21 protein-coding genes and 1 tRNA gene are annotated in these 24,283 nt (G+C 66.6%); 12 read left to right on the forward strand and 10 right to left on the reverse strand.

Features of this window, described 5'->3' with window-relative positions; genetic code table 11:
• Positions 1-21: 21 nt before the first annotated feature.
• The gene (locus LQ955_RS02835) at positions 22-621 is read right to left on the reverse strand and encodes a CoA-binding protein (protein ID WP_313788378.1); all 600 of its coding nucleotides are present in this window, start codon (positions 619-621) and stop codon (positions 22-24) included.
• Positions 622-1,914, reverse strand: a complete 1,293-nt coding sequence (locus LQ955_RS02840) for an O-acetylhomoserine aminocarboxypropyltransferase/cysteine synthase family protein (protein WP_231026727.1) — start codon at positions 1,912-1,914, stop codon at positions 622-624.
• Between the two features lie 108 nt (positions 1,915-2,022).
• Between LQ955_RS02840 and LQ955_RS02845 the strand changes: the two genes are divergently transcribed.
• Complete coding sequence (locus LQ955_RS02845; RefSeq protein ID WP_231026728.1) at positions 2,023-3,594, forward strand: long-chain-fatty-acid--CoA ligase; 1,572 nt, start codon at positions 2,023-2,025, stop codon at positions 3,592-3,594.
• Positions 3,595-3,713: 119 nt separating this feature from the next.
• On the opposite strand, the gene LQ955_RS02850 is transcribed toward LQ955_RS02845, so the two are convergent.
• A complete protein-coding gene (locus LQ955_RS02850; protein ID WP_231026729.1) occupies positions 3,714-4,802 on the reverse strand; it encodes a YeiH family protein in 1,089 nt (362 codons plus the stop codon).
• A complete protein-coding gene (locus LQ955_RS02855) occupies positions 4,793-6,562 on the reverse strand; it encodes a dolichyl-phosphate-mannose--protein mannosyltransferase (RefSeq protein ID WP_231026730.1) in 1,770 nt (589 codons plus the stop codon). Before LQ955_RS02855 ends, LQ955_RS02850 begins: the two co-directional genes overlap by 10 nt.
• Positions 6,563-6,814: 252 nt before the next feature.
• On the opposite strand from LQ955_RS02855, the gene rsmI reads away from it, so the two are divergent.
• Entirely contained in the window at positions 6,815-7,675 is an 861-nt protein-coding gene (gene rsmI, locus LQ955_RS02860) for a 16S rRNA (cytidine(1402)-2'-O)-methyltransferase (protein WP_231026731.1), read from the forward strand.
• 20 nt (positions 7,676-7,695) lie between these two features.
• Here rsmI and LQ955_RS02865 read toward each other — a convergent pair whose 3' ends face one another.
• Positions 7,696-8,178 (reverse strand): DUF3885 domain-containing protein, encoded by a 483-nt coding sequence (locus LQ955_RS02865; protein ID WP_231026732.1) that lies wholly within the window; start codon positions 8,176-8,178, stop codon positions 7,696-7,698.
• A 211-nt stretch (positions 8,179-8,389) separates the two neighbouring features.
• Between LQ955_RS02865 and metG the strand changes: the two genes are divergently transcribed.
• The 4 genes from metG to LQ955_RS02885 all read left to right on the forward strand — a co-directional run bounded on the left by metG (position 8,390) and on the right by LQ955_RS02885 (position 13,408).
• A complete protein-coding gene (gene metG / locus LQ955_RS02870) occupies positions 8,390-10,144 on the forward strand; it encodes a methionine--tRNA ligase (protein WP_231026733.1) in 1,755 nt (584 codons plus the stop codon).
• A gap of 69 nt (positions 10,145-10,213) precedes the next feature.
• Positions 10,214-11,131, forward strand: coding sequence for a TatD family hydrolase (locus LQ955_RS02875; RefSeq protein WP_231026734.1), 918 nt, complete (start codon positions 10,214-10,216; stop codon positions 11,129-11,131).
• A 362-nt stretch (positions 11,132-11,493) separates the two neighbouring features.
• Positions 11,494-12,330: a 16S rRNA (adenine(1518)-N(6)/adenine(1519)-N(6))-dimethyltransferase RsmA gene (rsmA, locus tag LQ955_RS02880; RefSeq protein WP_231028241.1), complete on the forward strand. Its 837-nt coding sequence runs from the start codon at positions 11,494-11,496 to the stop codon at positions 12,328-12,330.
• A gap of 142 nt (positions 12,331-12,472) precedes the next feature.
• Positions 12,473-13,408 (forward strand): 4-(cytidine 5'-diphospho)-2-C-methyl-D-erythritol kinase, encoded by a 936-nt coding sequence (locus tag LQ955_RS02885; RefSeq protein WP_231026735.1) that lies wholly within the window; start codon positions 12,473-12,475, stop codon positions 13,406-13,408.
• Positions 13,409-13,587: 179 nt separating this feature from the next.
• Here the strand turns inward: LQ955_RS02885 and LQ955_RS02890 are convergent, their stop codons facing one another.
• Positions 13,588-14,121, reverse strand: coding sequence for an adenine phosphoribosyltransferase (locus tag LQ955_RS02890; RefSeq protein WP_255713676.1), 534 nt, complete (start codon positions 14,119-14,121; stop codon positions 13,588-13,590).
• 38 nt (positions 14,122-14,159) lie between these two features.
• On the opposite strand from LQ955_RS02890, the gene LQ955_RS02895 reads away from it, so the two are divergent.
• Positions 14,160-15,986: an ABC-F family ATP-binding cassette domain-containing protein gene (locus LQ955_RS02895; RefSeq protein ID WP_231026736.1), complete on the forward strand. Its 1,827-nt coding sequence runs from the start codon at positions 14,160-14,162 to the stop codon at positions 15,984-15,986.
• 77 nt (positions 15,987-16,063) lie between these two features.
• Here the strand turns inward: LQ955_RS02895 and LQ955_RS02900 are convergent, their stop codons facing one another.
• A complete protein-coding gene (locus LQ955_RS02900; RefSeq protein WP_231026737.1) occupies positions 16,064-16,564 on the reverse strand; it encodes a MarR family winged helix-turn-helix transcriptional regulator in 501 nt (166 codons plus the stop codon).
• A gap of 117 nt (positions 16,565-16,681) precedes the next feature.
• Between LQ955_RS02900 and LQ955_RS02905 the strand changes: the two genes are divergently transcribed.
• The 4 genes from LQ955_RS02905 (at position 16,682) to LQ955_RS02920 (ending at position 19,635) form a co-directional block, all read left to right on the forward strand.
• A tRNA-Gln gene (locus LQ955_RS02905) sits at positions 16,682-16,753 on the forward strand.
• A 29-nt stretch (positions 16,754-16,782) separates the two neighbouring features.
• On the forward strand, positions 16,783-18,342 hold the full coding sequence (locus LQ955_RS02910; protein WP_231026738.1) for a bifunctional UDP-N-acetylglucosamine diphosphorylase/glucosamine-1-phosphate N-acetyltransferase GlmU: 1,560 nt from the start codon (positions 16,783-16,785) through the stop codon (positions 18,340-18,342).
• Positions 18,343-19,320, forward strand: coding sequence for a ribose-phosphate diphosphokinase (locus LQ955_RS02915; protein WP_231026739.1), 978 nt, complete (start codon positions 18,343-18,345; stop codon positions 19,318-19,320).
• A 45-nt stretch (positions 19,321-19,365) separates the two neighbouring features.
• The gene (locus tag LQ955_RS02920) at positions 19,366-19,635 is read left to right on the forward strand and encodes a mycoredoxin (RefSeq protein ID WP_231026740.1); all 270 of its coding nucleotides are present in this window, start codon (positions 19,366-19,368) and stop codon (positions 19,633-19,635) included.
• 130 nt (positions 19,636-19,765) lie between these two features.
• On the opposite strand, the gene LQ955_RS02925 is transcribed toward LQ955_RS02920, so the two are convergent.
• The 3 genes from LQ955_RS02925 to gndA are packed head-to-tail and all read right to left on the reverse strand — an operon-like array spanning position 19,766 to position 22,591.
• Positions 19,766-20,203: a hypothetical protein gene (locus tag LQ955_RS02925; protein WP_231026741.1), complete on the reverse strand. Its 438-nt coding sequence runs from the start codon at positions 20,201-20,203 to the stop codon at positions 19,766-19,768.
• A gap of 52 nt (positions 20,204-20,255) precedes the next feature.
• Complete coding sequence (locus LQ955_RS02930; protein ID WP_231026742.1) at positions 20,256-21,188, reverse strand: SDR family NAD(P)-dependent oxidoreductase; 933 nt, start codon at positions 21,186-21,188, stop codon at positions 20,256-20,258.
• Positions 21,188-22,591, reverse strand: a complete 1,404-nt coding sequence (gene gndA, locus LQ955_RS02935) for an NADP-dependent phosphogluconate dehydrogenase (RefSeq protein ID WP_231028243.1) — start codon at positions 22,589-22,591, stop codon at positions 21,188-21,190. The genes LQ955_RS02930 and gndA overlap by 1 nt, the downstream gene beginning before the upstream one ends.
• 263 nt (positions 22,592-22,854) lie before the next feature.
• Here gndA and guaD point away from each other — a divergent pair, with 263 nt between their 5' ends.
• Positions 22,855-24,282, forward strand: coding sequence for a guanine deaminase (guaD, locus tag LQ955_RS02940; RefSeq protein WP_231026743.1), 1,428 nt, complete (start codon positions 22,855-22,857; stop codon positions 24,280-24,282).
• Position 24,283 lies beyond the last annotated feature (1 nt).

The following is a 24,283-nucleotide window of genomic DNA, read 5'->3' on the forward strand; positions in this document are numbered from 1 at the left end:
GTCCGAACCGAGCTGCCGGTCTCAGCGCAGCTGCTTGCGCGCCGAGATCTGGCCGGTGTCGAAGCCGAGCAGGTGCAGACCGCCGTGAAAGCGCGCGTGCTCGACCTTGAGGCACCGGTCCATCACCACGGTGAGGCCCTTGCTTTCGCCGTACAGGGCGGCATCCTGATTCCAGATGCCCAGCTGTACCCAGACCGTCTTCGCGCCGATGGCAAGAACGTCGTCGATGACCGAAGGGATGTCGCTCGCCTTGCGAAAGACGTCGACGATGTCGGGCACCTCGGGCAGTGACGCGAGGTCGGGGTACGCCTTCTGGCCCAAAATCTCGTCGGCGTTCGGGTTCACGAAATACACCCGGTAATCGCTCGACTGCAGCAGGTAGGTACCCACGAAGTAGCTCGAGCGGGCGGCGTTCGGCGACGCGCCCACGATGGCGATCGACTTCGCCTTGCGCAGAATCTTGAGGCGATCCTTTGCGCTCGGGCCCACCCAGGTGCGCTGCGATTTGAGCAGCTTCGCCAGCGGTGAGCTCGCGGGCACGCTGCAGGTCAGCCCGTTGGCGTACTGCGCGGTGATGGTGTCTTCGGCGACCGGCGCCGATTCATCGATAGTGAGTGACATCTACTTGCCCTCCGTTGCTTTGGTCAAAGCCTGGTCAAGGTCGTAAACGATGTCGTCGGGGTCTTCTATTCCCACCGAGATGCGAACGACACCCGGAAGAACGCCCGCATCGAGCAACTGCTGCTCGGTGAGCTGGGCGTGCGTGGTCGACGCCGGGTGGATGACCAAGGTCTTCGCATCGCCGATGTTGGCCAGATGACTCGCCAGGTCGACCGATTCGATGAAGGTTCGCCCGGCATCCCGACCGCCCTTCACACCGAAGCTGAACACCGAACCCGGTCCCTTCGGCAGATACTTGAGGCCGCGCTCGTAGTGCGGATGCCCGGGCAGGCCGGCCCAGTTCACGAACTCGATGCGTGGATCGGCATCGAGCCACTCGGCCACGATGCGCGCGTTGTCGACGTGTGCCTGCATGCGGAAGGGCAGCGTCTCGACGCCCTGTGCGAGCAAGAACGCCGAGTGCGGCGCGAGCGTCGGGCCGATGTCGCGCAACTGCTCGGCGCGCAACCGGGTGAGAAACGCGTACTCGCCGAAGTTGCCCGACCACTGCAGCCCGCCATAGCTCGGAACGGGCTGGCCGAACAGCGGAAACTTCTCGCTGTGCCAGTCGAACAGGCCGCTCTCGACGACCACGCCGCCGAGTGTGGTGCCGTGGCCGCCGAGAAACTTGGTGGCTGAGTGGATGACGACGTCGGCGCCCCACTCGATGGGCCGGTTGAGGTACGGCGTCGCGATGGTCGAGTCGATGATCAGCGGCAGGCCGTGGGCGTGCGCCACCTCGGCGAGGCCCTCGATGTCGGCGATCTCTCCCGACGGATTCGCCACCGTCTCGGCGAAGATCAGCTTGGTCTTGCCGGTGATCGCGGCGGCGTAGTCGGCCGGATCCGAGCTCTTCACGAACGTGGTGTCGACGCCGAATCGGCGCAGCGTCACGTCGAGTTGGGTGATCGAACCGCCGTAGAGATTCGCCGACGAGACGATGTGATCGCCGGCGCCGACGAGCGACGCGAACGTGATGTACTGCGCGGCGAGGCCGGATGCCGTTGCAACGCCACCGAGGCCGCCCTCCAGGCTGGCGACCCGCTCCTCGAATGAGGCGACGGTCGGATTCGCGAGCCTGCTGTAGATGTTGCCGTACTTCTGCAGGGCGAAACGTGCCGCGGCGTCAGACGTGTCGTCGAAGACGAAGGCAGAGGTCTGATAGATGGGCAGCGCCCTCGCTCCCGTCACGGGGTCAGGAATGTTGCCAGCGTGGATTGCCCGAGTTCTGAAGCCGTATTCGCGATCTGCCATGGCTCCACGCTAACGGAGAGCCTGCTGTGACTCGGGCCCGGCTGCCCCATTCCGTAACAAATGCCGAGTTAGACTTCAGAGGTCAAAGTCGACTGAAAAGAGTGCCCGATGAGTACAGGTTTTGCCACTGTTTCCGTAGCTTCGATCCTCGTCGAGGCGGCCAAGAGAACACCCGACAACGTGGCCCTGGTGGTCGGCCCCACCGAGACGACCTACGCCGAACTCTGGCAGCAGACGAGGCAATACGCCGGTGCGCTGCGTGACCGCGGTGTGCAGCCCGGAACACCTGTCGCGATGCTGATTCCGAACGTCGCCGATTTTCCGCGGGTGTATTACGCGATTCTTGCGCTCGGCGGTGTCGTGGTGCCGATCCATGCCCTGTTGAAGGGCAAAGAGATCGAATACGTGCTGCGCGACAGCGGGGCCGAGCTGCTGGTCTGTGCGGCGCCGCTGCTCGCCGAAGGAGCCAAGGGTGCCGCGCTCGCGGGTGTGCCCGTGCTCAGTGTGCTGCTGCCCGAGGCCGACCCCGAGTTGCCGCCCCGTCTCGAAGACGAGGCCCGAGCATCCGTGCCCATCGAGACGTACGTGCAGCGTGGGCCGTTCGACACGGCGACCATTCTCTACACCAGTGGCACAACCGGAACCCCGAAGGGCGCAGAAGGCTCGCACTTCGCCCTGGTCGAGCAGGTGAATGTCTCGCTGATGACGACGTTCGACATGAAAGCGGGCGACCGGGTGCTCGGAGCCCTGCCGCTCTTTCACACCTTCGGCCAGACCTGCACCATGAACACCGTCTTCCGCGCCGGCGCCACCATCGTGATGGTGCCGAAGTTCACGGGCGACGCGGCCCTGCAGGTGATGAACGAGCAGGCCTGCACCATCTTCATGGGCGTTCCGACCATGTACTTCGCGCTGCTCGACGCGGCGACACGAACGGATGCCCGGCCCCCGTTGCGCTACGGAATCTCCGGTGGCGCCGCCCTGCCCGTCGCAGTGATCGACAGGTTCCGCGAGGTCTACGGCACCGAGATCCACGAGGGGTACGGACTCACCGAGACCTCTCCTGTCGCCACGTTCAACATGGTCGGTGTGCCGCCACGCCCCGGAACCATCGGAACTCCGATCTGGGGAGTCGACGTCGAGATCGCCGACGCCGAGATCGCCGACCGCATCTCGATGATGCCCATCGGGGAGCTCGGTGAGGTCGTCATCCGCGGGCACAACCTGATGAACGGGTACCACAACCGCCCGGAAGACACCGCCAAGGCCGTCGTCGACGGGTGGTTCCGAACGGGCGACCTGGGGCGCAAAGACGAAGACGGCTACCTCACCATCGTCGACCGCACGAAAGACATGATTCTGCGCAACGGCTACAACGTGTATCCGCGTGAGGTCGAAGAGGTGCTGGCCGGGCATCCGGCCGTCTCGATGGTGGCGGTCTACGGGGTGCCGCACGAGACGCACGGGCAAGAGATCGTGGCGTCGGTCGTGCTGGCGAGCGGGACATCGGCCACACCCGAGGAGCTCGGCGACTTCGTGCGCGAAGACGTGGCGGCGTACAAGTACCCCCGGCACATCGAGATCGTGGAGGCCCTGCCGCTCGGCCCCTCGGGCAAGGTCTTGAAGCGTGAACTCGTGGCGACGTGGGTCGCGCGCGAGGAGGCATCGGCCTCGGTCTGACGCCGGTTTCGGTCTGACTTCGGTGTCGTTCTGACTTCGGTGTCGGTCTGACGCCGGTTTCGTTCTGACACCGGTTTCGTTCTGACACCGGCATCGCGTCGGCGGTGCCGGTGGGCGGGTCAGGTCAGAATCGCGACCGCGCCGAGCGACATGGTGGCGATGAGGGCCCACGAGGTGAGTCCCACGATGAGGGCGCGCCAGCCGGTGCGGGCGAGCGTGGCGAACCGGATGTTCGACCCCAGCGCGAACAGCGCCATCGCCAGCAGCGTGGTCTGCAGCGTGTCGGCGAGCGAGAGCAGCTCGTCGGGCAGCGGAACGAAGGTGCGCAGTACCACCGCAGCGAGGAATCCCGCGATGAAGAGCGGCACGATGGCGGGGCGCCTGGCGCGCGGCGGGGTGGCGGTTGCGTCCGTCGCGGTGGCGCCCGTGGTGGTGCCGTCCGCGGTGTTGGGTTTCGCCGCAGCGGCCACCTCCACGCGGTCGGCGCGGCGGTCACGGCCACGCTCGATGAGGCCCACGATCGCCACCATCGGCGCCAGCGTGAGCACTCGGGTCAGCTTCACCACCACCGCGACGGCGAGAGCGGTGGGCCCGACGATCGTGGCTGTCGCCACGACCTGACCCACGTCGTGCACGCTGAGCCCGACCCACAGCCCGAACTGTTCGGCGTCGAGTCCGAGCGGTAGGCGCAGGGCGGGCAGGATGAAGATGGCCAGCGTTCCGCACAGCGTCACGAGAGCGATCGGCGTGGCCTGGTCTTCGTCTTTGCTGCGGGTGACGGCGCTCATCGCGCCTACCGCGGAGGCCCCGCAGATCGAGAAGCCGGCCGCGATGAGTATCGGCTGTGTGCCGGGAAGGCGCAGCAGCTTGCCGAGGCCCAGCGTTGCCGCGAACGTAATGCCCACGATGAGCACAATGACCACAATCGTGGCCCAGCCGAGCCCCGCAATGTCGAAGAGCGAGAGCTTCAGGCCGAGCAGCACGATGCCGATACGTAGCAGCCGGCGCGCGGCGACGGCGATGCCGGGCTTCAAGACGGTATCGAGCAGGCGCTGAGTTGCGGGGATCTGCCCCACGAGCATCCCGAGCCCGACGGCTGCGGTGAGCAACGGGATGGCGGGGACGAGAAGGTGCAGGCTGAAGGCGACGAGCGTGGCGAGGCCGGCCACGGCGACGCCCGGCAGCCAGCGCGGCGCTCCTAGCGCCACGAAGGCAGCCAGTAGTGCAGGGTGAGCAGCCAGCCGGGGATGGGCTGGGCGGTCCAGACGGGGTAGAAGAACACGGTGACGAGCACCGCGAGCAACAGGTAGGCGCCCACGATCCACAGAGCTCTCGCCCGTTTTCGGGGCGGATCCGTTCGTTTACCGAGCGCGAGCCCGATCACGAACACCAGCCCGAGAATCATGTACGGCTCGAACGCGATCGTATAGAACTGGAAAATCGTGCGGTTGATGTACAGCAGCCACGGGAGATACCCCGCGACCATGCCCATCAAGATGAGCCCGACCTGCCATTCGCGCTTTCTGATCAGCCGGTACACCAGGTAGAAAATGGCTGCGGTCGCTGCCCACCAGATGGCCGCGTTGCCGACCGAGGTGATGTTCGCGTAGCAGGTCTGCGCGCCGCAGTTGCCGGTGCCGTCGTTGAACGTGCCCACGTACATCTGCGTCGGCCGGATCATGAACAGCCAGGTCAGCGGATTCGCCGCATACGGGTGCGGGTCGTGCTCGTTGACGTTGAAGTTGTACACCGACACCTCGAAGTGCCAGAAGTTCTGGATGACCAGCGGCACCCATGAGAGCGACCCCGTCCACGGCTTTCCGTCGGTCTGCGCCCAGTTTCGGTAGTAGCCGCCGTTGGTGACGAACCAGCCGGTCCAGGTGACGAGGTAGCTCGCCAGATACAGCGGAACAGTGAGGATGACCGTGGCCACTCCCTGCTTCAAGATCGAAGCGCTGAGCCAGAACGGAATGCCCGCGCGGCGGCGGGCCAGGGCATCCACCAGCACCGCGTACAGCACGAAGGCCACGAGAAAGTACAGCCCGGACCACTTCACCGCGCTGGCGAGGCCGAACGCCACGGCCGCCGCCATGAGCCACGGCCGCCACCACAGGGTCGGACCCCAGGTGGGCTCCCTGCCCTCGTCTTCGCGCCGGGCGACCCAGGCCGCCAGGCGCCGCAGATGCCACTCGCGGTCGAGCAGCACCGCGCCGAAGCCGAGCAGCAGGAACAGCATCAGAATGCCGTCGAGAATGCCTACCCGGCTCATCACGATGGCGTGACCGTCGATGGCGAACAAGAAGCCCGCGATGGTGCCGAGCAGCGTCGACTTGAAGAGCTTTGTGCCGATCAGCGAGATCAGCAGCACGGCGAGAATGCCGCAGACCGCCACCGAGATGCGCCAGCCGAAAGCGTTCTGGGCGCCGAAGACGGCCTCGCCCATGGCGATGATCCACTTGCCGAGGGGCGGATGCACGACGTAGCCCGGCGCGGTGGTGAACTGATTCACGTTTCCGGCCGCAAACGAGGGATCGACGCCCGACGGCCAGCTGCCCTCGTAGCCCAGGTGCAGCAGCGACCAGGCGTCTTTGACGTAGAAGGTCTCGTCGAACACGAGGCTCTGCGGGTTGCCGAGGTCGTACAAACGCAGCACGGCCGCGAGCAGGGTCACCGCGATGGGCCCGCCCCAGCGCCAGAGTCGTTGGCGGCCGGGGGTGTACATCAGCCGGGTCCACCATCGGTCGAGGCGGCTGCCGAGCGGTTCGCGGTAGTCGTAGTCGGGATCGATCGCGGCCCGCAGTGCGGCGGTGCGGTCGGCGCGAGCGGTGGTGGAGCCCGCCGCGGACTCGGCCGCCGCTGCGGCGTCTTCGGGCGTGATGCTCCAGGGCAGCGTATCGACGCCGGGCGCGCCGGAAGAGTCGCTATCGGGCGCCGGCACGGGCGGTTCTGAGTCGGTCGCTGGGCTCACCCGCCCCATGCTATCCACATGAGGCTGCGAGGCCGATGGTGCACCGCGCTTCCTGTGCAAACTCTCGCCCATCACGAGGCTGTTGAACCACCGTGCCGCTGCCGTGCGTCTGCCGTGCCGCTGCCGTGCCGCTGCCGTGCCGCTTCGATGCCCGCGGGAGAACGGTCGGAGCTGGCGCGATATCCGGGCAATACGTGCCCATACCGGCTCTGCTCCGACCGTTCTCCCACCGGCATCCGGCACACTGGGCTCATGATCATCCTTGCGGCCACCCCCATCGGCAACCTCAAGGATGCGTCGGTGCGCCTGATCGAGACGCTTGAGGCCGCCGAGGTGGTCGCCGCCGAAGACACCCGCGTCACAGCGAAGCTGCTGCGCGCCCTGGGCGTCGAGAACCGGCCGCGACTGATCGCGCTGCACGACCACAATGAGCGCGAGAAGTCCGCCGAACTCGTGGAGCTCGCGCGCACCACCGATCTCGTCGTGCTGAGCGACGCCGGCATGCCCACCGTCTCCGATCCCGGCTTTCACCTCGTGCAGGCCGCGGTGGCGGCGGGGGTGGATGTCACGATCATCCCCGGCCCGTCGGCCGTCGTGTCGGCGCTCGCCGTGTCGGGCCTTCCCACCGACCGTTTCACGTTCGAGGGCTTTCTGCCCCGCAAGCAGGGCGACCGGATGACCGTGCTCACCGATCTCGTGCGCGAGCGCCGCACCATGGTGTTCTTCGAGTCGCCGAACCGGCTCGCCGCGTCGCTGGCCGACATCGCCGCGGCCCTGGGCGATGACCGGCGGGTCGCCGTGTGCCGCGAACTCACGAAACTCTACGAAGAGGTCAAGCGCGGGGGAGCGGCCTCCCTCGTGCGGTGGGCCGAGGCGGGCGTGAAGGGCGAGATCGTGCTCGTCGTCGCCGGTGCGGAGCCGCTGGAGGTCACCCTCGCCACCGGCCTCGCCCAAGTGCTCGAACTCGTCGCCGACGGGTCGCGCCTGAAAGACGCCTCTGCCGCCATCGCCGAGGCCACGGGGCTCAGCCGCCGCGACCTCTACGAGGCGGCGCTGCAGTCCCGCGCTACTTCTGCCGCTCCCGCCCGCCCCACTCGGCCCGCCGCCCCCTGACGCAGTCGGCCAATCGCGGTTCACAACCCGTCAGCTCGGGCCGAGAGCCACTCGGCGTGGCGATCCCGCAGCGTATCCCGTGCTGACGCCGTCGGCGCGATCGCATCACCTCCGCCGGGGTAGGGACCGTACAGCCACCCGACCGACTCGTCAGTCACGATGCAGCTACCAGCCGCACCCTCGTCATTTGCGATCAATCGGATGAGGGCGGTCAGACCGCCCGAGCCGGCGAACGTCCGACTGACGCGGATGAACGACCGATCGTCTTTTTCATCATCAGGCTCGAGGGTTTTCCACAACCACGACTCGGGAAGGGCTCGCTTCGTCCAGCCGTGGGCGGCGTCTCGTCGGGGATAATCCTGTGCAAGCACCATCAAGTTGCCGCCTCCGAACTCGTCGCGCAACTCATCGATGATGCAGCAATGGCGCCGAATAAGCTCTTGCCATTCCGCTCCCGTTTCGGCGTACTGCTTCGAATCGGCAGGCTGTGAAATCTCACCCATCGATCGCGAAGGTCGTGTTTGAGCAGGTACCGAATCGGGCGGGCCTCGCCCCATAGCCGCTTCCAGAGATCAGAAAGAGCGTCGGATCTAGATAAGTCGAGCATTCATCGAGTATATGGCGCTTCGCTCAACAGACGGCGAGGCGTCGCAGAACTCCACAGCCTCGTAACAGGGCGCCACCGGCATCCCCCGCGGCTTTAGGATGATCGGTATGTCTGACGGCTCTTCGTTTTATATCACCACGCCCATTTTCTACGTGAATGACGTGCCCCACATCGGCCACGCCTACACCGAGGTGGCGGCCGATGTTCTCGCGCGCTGGCACCGTCAGGCCGGCGACGACACCTGGTTTCTCACGGGAACCGACGAGCACGGGCAGAAGATTCTGCGCACCGCAACCGCCAACGGCGTCACGCCGAAAGAGTGGGCCGACCGCCTCGTCGAGACGGCCTGGCAGCCGCTCTTGAAGACCATCAACATCTCGAACGACGACTTCATCAGAACGACAGATGAGCGGCACGAGGTCAACGTGCAGCTCTTCTTGCAGCGCCTGTTCGACGCCGGCTACATCTACACGGGCGAGTACGAGGGTGCCTACTGTGTGGGCTGTGAAGAGTACAAGCAGCCGAGCGACCTCATCGACGGCGTCGGGCAGTACGAGGGCCAGCAGGTCTGTGCCATCCATTCGATTCCCGTCGAACTGCTGCAAGAGCGCAACTACTTCTTTCGCATGAGCGACTTCACCCAGCCGCTGCTCGACCTCTACGAGTCGAACCCCGACTTCGTGCAACCCGAAAGCGTGCGCAACGAGATCGTCAGCTTCGTCAAGCAGGGTCTCACCGACCTCTCCATCAGCCGGCAGACCTTCGACTGGGGCATCAAGGTGCCGTGGGACGACTCGCATGTCGTCTACGTCTGGTTCGACGCGCTGCTGAACTACATCACCGCGGCCGGGTACGGCTACGACGACGAGCGCTTCGCCGAGCTCTGGCCGGCCACCCACATCGTCGGCAAAGACATCGCGCGCTTTCACGCCGTCATCTGGCCCGCCATGCTCATGGCTGCCGGCATCGAGGTGCCCAAGCAGGTGTTCGGCCACGGCTGGCTGCTGGTGGGCGGCGAGAAGATGTCCAAGTCGAAGCTCACCGGCATCGCGCCGAACCAGATCACCGACACGTTCGGTTCAGACGCTTTTCGGTACTACTTCATGAGCGCCATCAACTTCGGCCAAGACGGCTCGTTCAGCTGGGAAGACCTCTCTGCCCGCTACCAGGCCGAGCTGGCGAACGGGTTCGGCAATCTCGCGTCTCGGGTGCTTGCACTGGTGAATCGCTACTTCGACGGCGAGATTCCCGATCCGGGAATCTCTGAGGGCGCCGACGAGCGCGTTCGCACCACCGAGCGCCGCGTGGCCGATGAGGCCGATGCCGCCATCTCGCGCCTGGCCATTCACGAAGCCCTTTCGGTGATCTGGCAGCTGGTCGACGAGCTGAACGGCTACATCACCGCCCAAGAGCCGTGGGCCCTGGCCAAGAAGCCTGAAATGCTCGACCGCCTGCAGACGGTTCTATTCACGGCCATCCGTGGCCTGGGCACGCTCGCCGTGCTGCTGTCGCCGGTGATTCCGGATGCCGCTGCCAAACTCTGGACAGCACTCGGCGGCGTCGGCGCCATCACCGACGTGCCGCTGCGCACCGCGTACCACTGGGAGACCGACGGAAAGGTCTGGCCGCTCGAGCCCTTGTTCCCGCGCATCGAGAACATCGATGGCGCCGATGGCAGCGCGGCGGCAGCAGCGTCGAGCACGCCGAAGGCACCCTCGGGCGGCCGTGGTGGCGCCGGCAGCGGTGGCGCGGGCAGCGGCGGCAGCAGCGACGGCAACGGCAGCGGCGACACGAAGCGTGGCCCCGAGTCGCGCGATGCGGCCACCAAAGCTCCCGCAGTGCACGTTGCTCCCGCATCCTGAACCGCATCTCGAAGGATGGCCGCGGCGGGGCCACCCGGCGAAACCACTGCGCCCCGTTAAGCTCGAACCATGAGTGAAGGTTCGCCGTACATCCGCCAGCGCGACGCGTCGCCGGGCCGCGACCTCAGCTACCCGCCGCTTCCGCCCGCGCTGACGGTGCCCGTCTACGACAACCACACGCACTTAGAAATTGCCGATGGCGACGAACCACTGAGCTACCGCGAGCACCTCGACCGGGCATCCAGTGTCGGCGTACGCGGAGTCGTTCAGGTCGGCGGCGACGTCGAGACCTCACGGTGGTCGGCCGAACAAGCGCTGCGCGAGCCGCGGATGCTCGCCGCCGTCGCCCTGCACCCCAACGAGGCTCCCGTCTACGACCTGGCGGGCGGCCTCGACGACGCCCTGGCCGTGATCGCCGAGCTCGCCACCCGGCCGCGCGTCGCCGCCATCGGCGAGACCGGGCTCGACTTCTTTCGAACGACGGGCGACGAGGCCATCGCGGCCCAGTACCGGTCGTTCGAGGCGCACATCGAGATCGCCAAAGAGAACAATCTCGCCATGCAGATTCACGACCGTGATGCACATGCCGAGGTCATCGCCACCCTGAAACGAGTTGGCGCGCCCGAGCGCACGGTCTTCCACTGCTTCTCCGGCGACGCCGAGCTGGCTGAGATCTGCGCCGAGAACGGCTGGTACATGTCGTTCGCCGGCAACGTGACGTTCAAGAACGCCGGCAACCTGCGCGAGGCGCTCGAGGTCGCTCCGCGCAATCTGCTGCTGGTCGAGACGGATGCGCCGTTTCTCACCCCTGTGCCGAACCGCGGCCGGCCGAATGCGCCGTACCTGATTCCGTACACCTTGCGCGCGATGGCCGACCACCTCGGAACCGACGCTTCGATGCTCGCGGCGCAGATCTCGTCGAACACCGAGCTCGTCTACGGCTCGTGGAATGCCGAGCCCGTCGTCTTGCCCGACTGGAACGACTGATGCCCGCCGATTCTGCCGAGAAGCCCGCCAGGCCCGACAAGCCTGCCAGGCCCGAGAAGCCCGCCAGGCCCGATAAGCCTGTCAGGCCCGATAAGCCCGAACGGCCCGCCAAGACCCGAAATACTCCCTCGGCCCGAGCCCGTCGTCGTGCCGCCGCCGCGGAGGAGGCTGATCCGCCGCCCGCACGGTCCGCCGCCGCTGAGGCCGGCAGCACCCCGCCGCAATCGCGCGCCACCACATCACCCGCCGCCCAACCACGAGCCGCCAAACCACCCGCCGCCCAACCGCGCGCCACCACACCGCCCGCCGCCCAACCGCCCGCCGCCACTTCACCCGCCACGCAGCCTGCCGACAAGGGCGTCTTGCTCGGCCCCGCCGAGGTGCGCGACCTCGCCGAATTGCTGAACCTCACCCCCACCAAAAAGCTCGGCCAGAACTTCGTCATCGACGGCAACTCGGTGCGCCGCATCGTGCGCATCGCGGGTGTGCAGCCCGGCGAGACCGTGGTCGAGATCGGCCCGGGCCTCGGCTCGCTCACCCTCGGCCTGCTCGAGATGGGCGCCGAAGTCATCGCCGTCGAGATCGACAAGCGCCTCGCCGAACAGCTCCCGCTCACGGTGAACATGCTGCAACCGGATGCCCGGCTCACCGTCATCCGCGACGACGCCTTGCGCGTCTTCTCTCTTCCCGGCGCACCCACCCGCCTGGTGGCGAACCTGCCGTACAACATCTCCGTACCCGTGCTGCTGCACTTTCTCGAGCACTTCTGGGGAATTCTCTCGGGCGTCGTGATGGTGCAAGCCGAAGTCGGTCACCGCATCGCCGCGCCGCCCGGGTCGAAGGTCTACGGCAGTCCGAGCGTCAAGGCCGCCTGGTACGGAACCTGGCGAACGGCAGGCTCGGTAAGCCGCCAGGTGTTCTGGCCGGTTCCGAACGTCGACTCGGTGCTCGTGGCGTTCGAGCGTTCGAACACGAGTCTGGCCAGCGAAGAGCTGCGCATCGCGACGTTCGCCCTGGTCGACGCGGCGTTTCAGCAGCGCCGCAAGATGCTGCGCCAGTCCCTGTCGAGCGTGTTCGGCGATTCGAAGACCGCGGCGGAGATCATCCAGGCCGCGGGCGTCGACCCGACGTCACGCGGCGAGCAGTTGACGGTGCACGACTTTCTGGCCATCGCCGAGGAGGCGCTGCGCGAAGACTGAGGCCAGCGGCGACGCCGGCCCCGGGCATCCGCTCGCCGCGGCGAGCACCGTGCCCAGCCACCGCGCCCAGCCATCGCGCCCAGGCACTTAGCACACCGCAACGAGCGATAAACGTGAGCCGCTGCTGGGCTAGGTTAAATGCATGACAGTGAACACGGGTCTCCGAACGGTTCATGTCAGGGCCCCGGGCAAGATCAACGTCTTCTTGAAGGTCGGGGCCGTCATGGACGACGGTTACCACGACGTCGCCACCGCCTACCAGGCCGTCTCGCTGTACGAAGATGTGCGCGCCTACCAGGCCGACGACTTCTCGGTGTCGTTCAGCGGGCCCATCGACACGAGCGAACTGGTGACCGACGGGTCGAACCTCGCCATTCGCGCGGCACGCATGGCCGCGCACAAGGCGGGCTATCGCGGGGGAGTGCACCTCGAAATCGTCAAGAACGTGCCCATCGCCGGCGGCATGGGCGGCGGGTCGGCGGATGCCGCGGCCACCCTCCTGGCCTGCGACACCCTCTGGGGCACCGAGCTCGGCCGTGAAGAGCTGCTGCTGCTCGCTGCCCGCCTGGGAGCCGACGTTCCGTTCGCCTTCACGGGCGGAACGGCCATCGGCACCGGCCGCGGCGACCAGCTGAGCCCCGCGCTGGCCAAGGGAACCTTCCAGTGGGTGCTCGCCCTCGCCGACTTCGGCTCGAGCACACCCGAGGTCTACCGCGAACTCGACCGGCACCGTGACCGGCACGCGCAAGACATCTTTCCGGCGCAGATGCAGCCGTCGGTCGATGCGGATGTTCTGCAGGCCCTTCGCGCCGGCGACCCCCACATGCTGGCGGAGTCGCTCTACAACGACCTGCAGGCCCCGGCGCTGCACCTCGCGCCCTCGCTCGCGAAGGTGCTCGAACTCGGCGAGGCGAACGGTGCGCTCGCGGGAATCGTCTCGGGCTCCGGACCGACGGTCGCGTTCCTCGCGGCCGACCTCGACGGCGCCCTCGAGCTGCAGATCGCCCTCTCGGCCGCGCGCTACACCGTCGTGCGGGCCACCGGCCCCGTACACGGCGCCCGCGTCATCTCCGACTGACCGCTCCGCCCACCCGTCCGCCCCACCGGCCCCCCACCCCGTCCCGTCCCGCCCCGTCGCTTGGGTAGCCGCGGTACTTTGGCGCGTCCGCGGTAGTTCGAACTACCGCGCGCGCGCCGAATCACCGCGCGCGCGCCAAACCACCGCAGGTGCGGCGCGAGGAAGCGGCGCGAGGTAGGTCAGTCGATGGGGAGCAGGGCGTTGACGGGGTAGCCGGGCACGGCGGCGCGGCCGTCGAGGGCGGTGAGCTCGATGGCGACGCCGAGCCCCGTCACGATGTAACCCGCGCGCTCGAGCAGACGGATGGCCGCCGCCATCGTTCCGCCGGTGGCGAGTACATCGTCGAGCACGTAGACCCGCGAGCCGGGCGCCAGCGCGTCGGGCTGCAGTTCGATGGTGGCGGTGCCGTATTCGAGGTCGTACGTCTCCGCGAGCACGGCACCCGGAAGTTTTCCGGCCTTGCGAATGGGAAACACGCCGATACCCCGGCGAAGTGCCGCCGCCGAGGCGAACAGAAACCCTCGGGCCTCGACGCCGACCACGGCATCGACATCGTTCGGAATAGCCTCGAGCAGAGCATCCGTCACCGCCGACAGCGACGGCCCATGGGCCATCACCGCCGTCAAGTCGCGAAACAGGATGCCCGGTTCAGGAAAATCGGGCGTGGTGGTCATTCGGGCGCTGATCAGCTCGCCGATGCTCGTAGTCGTCACCGGTCAACGCTACCCCGCCGGTGTGGTCAACTTGAGTCATGGCACATCTTCTGGGAGCCGAAGGCATCCGTCTCGAGTATCCGACCCGCGTGATCTTCGAGAACGTCACCCTCGGCATCAACGAGGGCGATCGCATCGGCATCGTCGGGCGCAACGGCGACGGCAAGTCCACGCTGCTGCAGCTCATGTCGGGTCGACTCGAGCCCGATGCGGGCCGCGTCACCCGGCGCAACGGCGTCACGCTCGCGGTGCTCGACCAGAGTGACACGCTCGACGACGCTCTCACCGTCGGGCAGGCCATCGTGGGCGACATCGACGAGCACGTCTGGGCGGGCGATCCCATCGTGCGCGACGTCATCGCGGGTCTCGCCTCCGACATTCCGTGGGAGGCGAGCGTCAAAGACCTCTCGGGCGGCCAGCGCCGTCGTGTCGCGCTCGCGGCCCTGCTCATCGGCGACCACGACATCATCTTTCTCGACGAGCCCACCAACCACCTCGACGTGGAGGGAATCGCCTGGCTCGCCGGGCACCTCAAGCGCCGCTGGTCGACGAACTCCGGCGGACTCGTGGTCGTGACACACGACCGGTGGTTTCTCGACGAGATCTGCACGGCCACGTGGGAGGTGCACGACCAGCTCGTCGAGCCCTTCGAGGGCGGATACGCGGCGTACATCCTGCAGCGCGTCGAACGCGACACCATGGCGGCGACGATGGAGTCGAAGCGGCAGAACCTCATGAAGAAAGAGCTCGCGTGGCTGCGCCGCGGGGCACCCGCCCGTACGGCCAAGCCGAAGTTCCGCATCGAGGCGGCGAACGCGCTCATCGAGAACGAACCGCCCGCTCGCAACTCGATCTCGCTGGCCTCGATGGCCATGCAGCGGCTCGGCAAAGACGTGGTCGACCTCGAGAACGTGTCGGTGGTCTACGACGGCCGAGGCGATGCCGCCCCCAAAACCGTATTGCACGACATCACCTGGCGTATCGCTCCGGGCGAGCGCACGGGCATCCTGGGCGTGAACGGCGTCGGCAAGAGCACCCTGCTCAGCCTCGTGTCGGGAACGCTGCAGCCCACCACCGGGCGCGTGAAGCGCGGCAAGACCATCAAGGTCGCCACGCTCACCCAGCAGCTCTTCGAACTCGACGAGATTCTCAACGACCGAGTCAGCGAGGTCATCGGCCGCCAGCGCAGCACCTACGTCAGCGGCGGAAAAGAGATGACACCCAGCCAGCTGCTCGAACGGGTCGGATTCTCGAGCGCCCAGCTCTCCACTCCCGTGAAAGACCTCTCCGGTGGTCAGAAGCGACGCCTGCAACTGCTGCTCATTCTGCTCAGCGAGCCCAACGTGCTGATTCTCGACGAGCCGACCAACGACCTCGATACCGACATGCTGGCCGCCATCGAAGACCTGCTCGACACGTTCCCGGGCACGCTGCTCGTCGTCTCGCACGACCGGTACCTGCTCGAGCGCGTCACCGACAACCAGTACGCGGTCATCGAGGGCGGCCTCATCCATCTGCCGCGCGGCGTCGACCAGTACCTCGAGGTGCGCGCTCTGCAGCAGCGCACCGAGACGCGCGGGTCGAGCGACAGTCCGACAGCGGCGGCAATTTCGGCCTCGGCCCCGCCGACCTCGCCCAAACTGAACGGGGCGGAGTTGCGGAACGCCCAGAAAGAACTCGCGTCGGTGAACCGTCGCCTCGAGAAGTACGGCACGCAGGTCAACGAGATTCACAACCGCATGGCCGCCCACGATCAGAGCGACTACACCGGCCTCGGTGCCCTCTCGGCCGAACTGGATGCCACGCAGAACACCCTCTCGGACCTCGAGCTGCGCTGGCTCGAGCTCAGCGAGCTGCTCGCCTGAGCCGAGGCTTCGCCCATTTTGCGAACATGCACCCAAAATCGCGAAAATGGGTGCTTCTTCGCAAAACCGAGGTCGGGTCAGTCGAAGTCGCGCGAGAGTTTGCGCAGCAGGGCAGCGAGCCGGTCTTGGTCGGGGCGGGAGAGGCCCGAGAGCAAATCCGCCTCCGACCCCACGAGCTCGCTGATGGCGGCATCGACCCGGGCCACGCCGTCGGTTGTCATGGTGACGAGGATGCCGCGCCCGTCGTTCGGGTCGGTACGCCGTTCCACGAGCCCGCGTGTCACCAGGCGGTCGATGCGGTTCGTCATCGTTCCCGACGACACGAGCGTCTCTTCGAGCAGCGCTTTCGGACTCAACTGGTAGGGCGCCCCCGCGCGCCGCAGCGCCGAGAGCACGTCGAACTCCCACGATTCCAGGTCGCTCGTCGAGAAAGAGTTGCGCCTGGCCCGGTCGAGATGACGCGAGATGCGCCACACGCGCGACAGCACCTGCAACGGAGCGAAGTCGAGATCGGGCCGCTCGCGCATCCACGCCTCGACGATGCGGTCGACGGAGTCAGCGGATTCGGAGTCGGGCATCCCTCCATTATCCCGGGCCCGACACCGAGAATCTGTGCGGCTCGGCTCACATTGCGTTCGCGGCGCCCCCGAAGCTCTGGCAGAATGGCTTACTGGCCGCAGGAGCAGGCGTGCCATTCCGCCTTGGTGTAACGGCAGCACGACAGCCTTTGGAGCTGTTAGGACTAGGTTCGAATCCTGGAGGCGGAGCGCAACACGACGGAGACAGGGAGAGTTTCGTGACCGACTCCAAGCTCGCGATCATCATCTTGGCAGCAGGCCAGGGAACGCGAATGAAATCCGCTACCCCCAAACTTCTGCACACCCTGGCGGGCATTCCCATTGTGAGCCACGTGCTCGCCACGGCCCGCGAACTCGACGCGGCCTATACGGTCGCCGTCGTGCGGCACGAACGTGATGCCCTCGTCGAGGTCATCGTCGACGAGTTGCCGAACGGCCTCGTCGTCGACCAAGACGAGACCCCGGGCACCGGCCGAGCTGTCGAGCAGGCCGTTGCGTCGCTTCCCGCCGACTTCGACGGTGACGTGCTCGTCATCAACGGCGATACCCCGATGCTAGATGTTCAGACCCTCGCCGGGCTCATCAACGAGCATCGACACGGCGGGGCCTCCGCCACCCTGCTCTCAGCGTTTCTCAACGACCCGTCGGGTTACGGCCGCATCGTGCGCACACCAGACGAGCCCGAGCAGGAGTCGGCGGCCGATACCGCAGCGCGGGCATCCACGCCCCTCTTCGGGCGCCGCGTCACGGATCGTAACGGCCGGGTCGACCGCATCGTCGAGCATCGTGACGCCACCGACAGCGAGCTCGCCATCGCCGAGATCAACGCCGGCGTCTATCTCTTCGGCGTCTCCGAGCTGCGCGACCTTCTGCCGCAGCTCACCATGCACAACGCCCAGGGCGAGAAGTACCTCACCGACATGGTGGAGCTGCTGCGCCGCGCCGGCTCGGAGGTCACCGTGCTTCCTGTCGCGGAATCCTGGCTCGTGGCCGGCATCAACGACCGGGCGCAGCTGAGCGAGGCCGCCGCCAAGATGAATGCCCTGATCATCCGGGGCTGGCAGCTGGCCGGGGTGACCGTGCAAGACCCGGCGACCACGTGGATCGACCTCAAGGCCACCTTCGAACCCGACGTCACGATTCTGCCCGGCACGCAGATCAAGGGGGCGACCACCGTCGCCAGAGGCGCCATCGTCGGCCCCGACACGACCCTGGTCGACTGCGAGATCGGCGAGCGTGCCGTGGTGAAGCGCAGCGATGCGACGCTCAGCGTCATCGGAGCCGACGCGACGGTCGGCCCCTTCTCCTACCTGCGGCCGAACACGATTCTGGGCGCACACGGAAAGATCGGCGCCTTCGTCGAAACCAAGAACGCTCAGATCGGCGACGGCAGCAAGGTGCCGCACCTGTCGTACGTCGGCGACGCGCACATCGGCGTCGATTCGAACATCGGCGCCGGCTCGATTTTCGCGAACTACAACGGCGTCACCAAGAGCGAGACCGAGATCGGCTCGAACGTGCGCCTCGGCTCGCACAACGTGTTCGTCGCGCCCGTTAGAATTGGCGACGGAGCATACAGCGGCGCCGGAACAGTGGTGCGCAAAGACGTGCCGGCGGGTTCGCTCGCCATGAACGTCGCTCCGCAGAGAAACCTCGAAGGGTGGGTTGCGACCCATCGCGCCGGCAGCGCTGCCGACGTGGCGGCGCAGGCTGCCTTGGCCCCACAGAACGCCGTCGAGGCGTCAGCAGAACAGCCCGCCGAACGAACCGGAGAATAAGTGTCAGAGATCACCTCGAACGGCGAAAAGCACCTGGTTCTCGCAACCGGCCGGGCACACCCTGAACTGGCTGAGGCCATCGCCGCAGAACTCGACACCACCCTCATCGGATCCACCTCCCACACCTTCGCGAACGGCGAACTCTACGTTCGTTTCGACGACAGTGTGCGCGGCAGCGACGTGTTCGTCATCCAGTCGCACTCGACGCCCATCAACGAGTGGCTCATGGAGCAGCTCATCATGGTAGATGCTCTGAAGCGCGCTTCGGCGAAGCGAATCACCGTCGTGGCGCCGTTCTACCCCTACGCCCGGCAAGACAAGAAGCACCGCGGCCGTGAGCCGATCTCGGCGCGCCTCGTGGCCGACCTGTTCAAAGCGGCCGGCGCCGACCGCATCATGTCGGTCGACCTGCACGCCCCGCAGATCCAGGGGTTCTTCGACGGCCCGGTCGACCACTTGTTTGCGATGCCCGTGCTCATGGAGCACGTACGAGCGACGTACGACATGGCCGAGCTCACGGTCGTCTCTCCCGACATGGGTCGCGTACGGGTCGCCGACGTGTGGAGTGACAAGCTCGGAACACCGCTGGCGATCATCCACAAGCGCCGCGACCCCCTGGTGCCGAACCAGGTCTCGGTGCACGAGATCGTCGGTGACGTGAGCGGGCGCTGGTGCCTGCTGGTCGACGACCTCATCGACACGGGCCGCACGATCGTCGCCGCGTCGGAGGCGCTGAAGAACGCGGGGGCGAAGGGCGTCATCGTGGCGGCCACGCACGCCGTGTTCTCCGACCCCGCCAGCGAGATTCTGCAGAGCGACTTCATCGACTCGGTGGTCGTGACAGACACGCTGCCCATCCCGGCCGAGAAGCGCTTTCCGTCGCTCACGATCCTGCCGATCGCGCCCCTGCTCGCCCGCGCCATTCACGAGGTCTTCGACGACGGCTCGGTCACCTCCATGTTCGACGGCGACGCCTGAGCGAGCTTTCGGAATGATTCGGTTCTGAGTCAGGTTGATGTGGATATGACGACTACCACCGACTTCGTGCCTGCGGCCGAATCCATCACGATGTTCTCCACCTCGTGGTGCGGATACTGCAACCGCCTCAAGAAGCAGCTCGACAAAGACGGCATCGCCTACACCGAGGTGAACATCGAAGAGGTCGAAGGCACTGCAGCCCTCGTCGAATCGCTCAACGGCGGCAACCAGACCGTGCCCACCGTGCTGTTTCCCGACGGCTCGAGCGCCACGAACCCCTCCGCCCACGAGGTGAAGGTGCGCCTGGGCCTCTAGCCCGCGCCTCGCGCCCGCTCGCGAGAGCGATGTTTGCGGACGAGATGAGGCGCCGCGGCGGTCGCTCTCGTCCGAAAGTGTCGCGCTCGCAACGGCAACGGCAACGGCAACGGCAGAGGCAGAGGCAGCGTCAGCTGTCGAGGGCCGGCGCCTCGGCCGGAACGGGAGCCGGGTAACTCGGAATGAGCCCGAGCATCGCCACGGGCATCCGGTCGCCCCCGTACGCCCCCACCGTGTAGCACTGCCAGCCCACGCCGCCCGGCCCGAAGAACTCGAACTGCACGCGTGAGCCCGACGCCGTGACAGTGCGCGAGAGCTGCGCCACTGTGGCCGCGCACGCCGCCTGCGCCGTCGACTTCGCGAGGCTGTACGTGGTGAGGATGCCCGGCAGCACCAGCGCGACGATTCCGAGCAGCACCACGATCTGCATGGTGCGCTGGCGACGCGGGCTACGGGCCCCACGCGGTTCGTGGGGCTCGTAGCCGGCCAACTCGGGCTCGTCGTAGTATTCGGCCATCAGTCGCTCGGCGCCCAACCCGTCGGCGCCCGCCCCGTCAGCGCCTGCCATCTTGGCGTCGAGCAACCCGGCCGCGCCGTCACCGCGCCTCCGGGCCCCGTCATCAGACCACCCAGCCCGCCGTGGCGCCCGTCACGACGCTGCCGTCGAGGTCGCGCAACTTCATACCCGCAAACGCCGTCGCGGCGTCAGACGACTGCAGCCGCAGCGGAACGTCGTCGCCGATCAGCGCTCCCACGATGACGTCGGCCACGCCCTGTGCTTCTTGCGCGTTCGCAAAGGCGCCCCGCGTGCGCTCGATGTAGTGGTCGAACGCCTCACCGTACGGCCCGGATGCCCGCACCGCACTCTCGCCCACACCCACGTTGTCGACAAAACTCGTTGCAACCGGCCCCGGCTCCACGATGACGACACGCACGCCTACCGCCGCGGCGACCGGATGCAGCGACTCCATCATTCCCTCGACGGCGAACTTGGCGGCGCAGTACGCCTCGTTGAACGGCTGCCCGACCACGCCGCCCACACTCGACACGGTGACGACCGAGCCACTGGATGCCCGCAGGTGAGCCATCGCGGCCTTGGTCACGTTCACGACCCCGAAGTAGTTGACCTCCATGACGGCGCGGATCGCGTCGAGGGAATCTTCTTCGACGGTGCCGACGTGACCTGAGCCCGCGTTGTTCACAACGGCATCGAGCCGGCCGTACTGCGCAGCCACGTCGTTCACGAGCGACTCGGCGGCTGCCGCATCGGTCGTGTCGAGCATCCGTACCGCCACGCGGTCAGCGACGCCGTACGCCTCTGCAGTGGTGAGCAGTTCGGCCTCGCTTCCAGCTCGCCGCACGGTGGCGACGACCTGAAAACCCGCTTGCGCGGCGGCGACCGCCGTGGCGAGCCCGATTCCCGTCGACGTGCCGGTGACCAACGCGACCGGCCGCTGGGCCTCTTCTGGCGCGCCGTCGGCGGCGGTGACTGTGCCTGCGTCAGTGCCAGTGCCTGTGCCTGCGCCTGCGTCAGTGCGAGCGTCAGAAGCCATCAGTGCGAGCTGCCCTCTGACTCGATCTCGCTACGGTCGCCCGACCACAGCGTGTGGAACGTGCCCGGCATGTCGACCCGCTTGTACGTGTGCGCTCCGAAGAAGTCGCGCTGCGCCTGCACCAGCGAAGCGGGAAGCCGCTTCTCTGCGAGCGAGTCGTAGTAGCTCAGTGCCGAGCTGAAGCCGGGAACCGGGATGCCCGACAGCGCTGCCGTCGAGACGATACGCCGCCACGCCGCCTCACCATTGGCAACCGCCGAGGCGAAGTACGGGTCGGCGAGCAGGGTCTTGAGGCCGGGATTCTTGTCGTACGCCTCGACGATGCGGTTCAAGAACTGGGCGCGAATGATGCAGCCGCCGCGCCAGATCTTGGCGATGTTGCCCTTATTGATGTCCCACCCGTACTTCTCGGCGCCCGCGATGATGGCGTCGAAGCCCTGCGCATAGGCGACGACCTTCGAGGCGTAGAGCGCCGCGTTCACGTCGTCACTGAACGACGAACCGACCTCGACCGGCGTCGGGCGCGACGCGATGACGGCCTGAGCCGCCTCGCGCTGCTCGGGGTGCGAAGACACGGCACGGGCGAACACGGCCTCGGCGATACCGCCGACCGGAACGCCCAGATCGAGGGCGTTCTGCACGGTCCAGACGCCGGTGCCCTTCGAGCCCGCCTGGTCGAGCACGATGTCGACGAACGGCTTGCCCGTCTTGGCGTCGACCTGCTTCAGCACCTCGGCCGTGATCTCGATGAGGTACGACTCGAGGTCGCCCGAGTTCCACTCGGTGAACACGTCGGCCGCGGCGGCCGGCGTCAGCCCGCCGATCTTGGTGAGCAGGTCGTACGACTCGGCGATGAGCTGCATGTCGGCGTACTCGATGCCGTTGTGGATCATCTTCACGAAGTGACCCGCGCCGCCGGTGCCGACGTGCGTCACGCACGGCTCGCCCTCGGCGACCGCCGCGATCGACTCGAGAATCGGGCCGAGCGTCTCGTACGACTCGTTCGAGCCGCCGGGCATGATCGACGGGCCCTTCAGAGCGCCCTCTTCGCCGCCCGAGATTCCGGTGCCCACGAAGTGGATGCCCTTGGCCGTCACGGCCTCTTCACGGCGGATCGTGTCGGTGAACAGCGCGTTGCCGCCGTCGACGATGATGTCGCCCTCTTCGAACAGGTCGGCGAGCTGCGAGATGACGGCGTCGGTGCCCTTACCGGCCTGCACCATGATGATCGCGGTGCGCGGTTTCTGAAGCGAGGCGACGAAGTCTTCGATCTTCTCGGAGGCGACGAATCCGGCCTCCGGATGCTCGTCGGTCAGCAACTGGGTGCGTTCTGGCGACCGGTTGTACACCGCTACCGTGTTTCCTTCGCGGCTCGCCAGGTTTCGCGCTAGGTTTGAGCCCATCACCGCTAATCCGACAACACCGATGTTCGCCGTCGCTTCGCTTGTTTCAGCCAATTTTTTCCTCCTGAGTACGTCGAATCCAGCGTAGCGGTTCGCCTCTGACGACGGCGTCGTGACGTCTGCCCCGGGCATCCTCTCCGCACCCGCAGCGACGAAAAGGCCAGACCCGAACGAGGGGTATTTGTGGGCACTTCGGCCCACTAACATCGTGAAGGGGTGCCAGATTTCAACCCTTCATCTGAAATCGAGCGAAGGACTGATCTGTGACCACTCACGCCATCCGAGGAACCTTTTTCGACTTCGTCGACGACCCGTGGAAGCACGTCGGTGACGAAGAAGCCTCGGCCCGCTTCGTGGCAGACGGTCTGCTCGTCGTCGAAGACGGCATCATCACCGCTTTCGGCCCCTACACCGAGTTGAGCGCGCAGTACGGCGACGTCCCGACTACGCACATCGAGCACCGCATCATCACGCCCGGCTTCATCGACGGGCACATCCACTTTCCGCAGACCCGCGTGCTCGGCGCCTACGGCCTGCAGCTGCTGCCGTGGCTGCAGAAGTGGGTTTTTCCCGAAGAGGCCCGCTACGCCGACCGCGACTACGCCAAAGACGGCGCCACGCGCTTCTTCAACAATCTGCTCTCGTCGGGCACGACCACCGCTCAGGTGTTCACGAGCACGGCCCCGGTCTGTACCGAAGAGCTCTTCGAAGAGGCGACCCGCCGCAAAATGCGCATCATCGGCGGCCTCACGGGCATCGACCAGAACGCTCCGGAGTACTTCGCCGACACCCCCGAAAGCTTCTACGAGAACAGCAAGATCCTCATCGAGAAGTACCACAACGTGGGCCGCAACCTCTACGCGATCACGCCGCGCTTCGCCTTCGGCTCGAGTCCCGAGCAAATGGAGAAGTGCGAGCAGCTCAAGAAGGAATACCCCGACACCTGGGTGAACACGCATATCTCCGAGAACCCGCACGAGATCCGAGGCGTGCTCGCCCTGCACCCCGAGTGCGACGACTACCTCGGCGTGTACGAGAAGTACAACCTGGTCGGCCCCAAGTTCTCGGGCGGGCACGGCGTCTGGCTCTCCGACGACGAGTTCCAGCGCATCCATGATAAAGACGCCTCGGTCACGTTCTGCCCGCACTCCAACCTGTTCCTCGGCAGCGGGCTGTTCCGCCTCGGCAAGGCGACCGATCCGGATGCCCGTATCCGCATGTCATTCGGAACCGATATGGGTGGCGGCAACCGTTTCGGCATGCTCGCGGTGCTCGACGGTGCCTACAAGGTCGGCATGATCAACAACACCATCCTCGACGGCAGCATCGATCCGTCGCGCATGGATGTGGCGCAGTCCGAGCGAAACAAGCTCTCGGCCTACCGAGCTTTCTGGTCGATCACCCTGGGCGGTGCCGAGGGCCTCTACATCGACGACAAGGTCGGTAGCTTCGAGGTGGGTAAAGAGGCTGACTTCGTCGCCCTCGACTGGACGGCCGGCCCCGCGGGCGCCGACTGGCACTCGCAGCTCATCGCCGACGGCGGCGACCCCGTCACGGTCGACGACGCGGCGAACATGCTGTTCGGCATCATGATCGTGGGCGACGAGCGCGCCGTCGACCAGACCTGGATCATGGGCGAGAAGGCCTACCAGAAGTCGATCACCGTCGAGTCGACCTTCGCGACCGCGTAGT

The organism is Subtercola endophyticus (assembly GCF_021044565.1).
GTDB lineage: Bacteria > Actinomycetota > Actinomycetes > Actinomycetales > Microbacteriaceae > Subtercola > Subtercola endophyticus.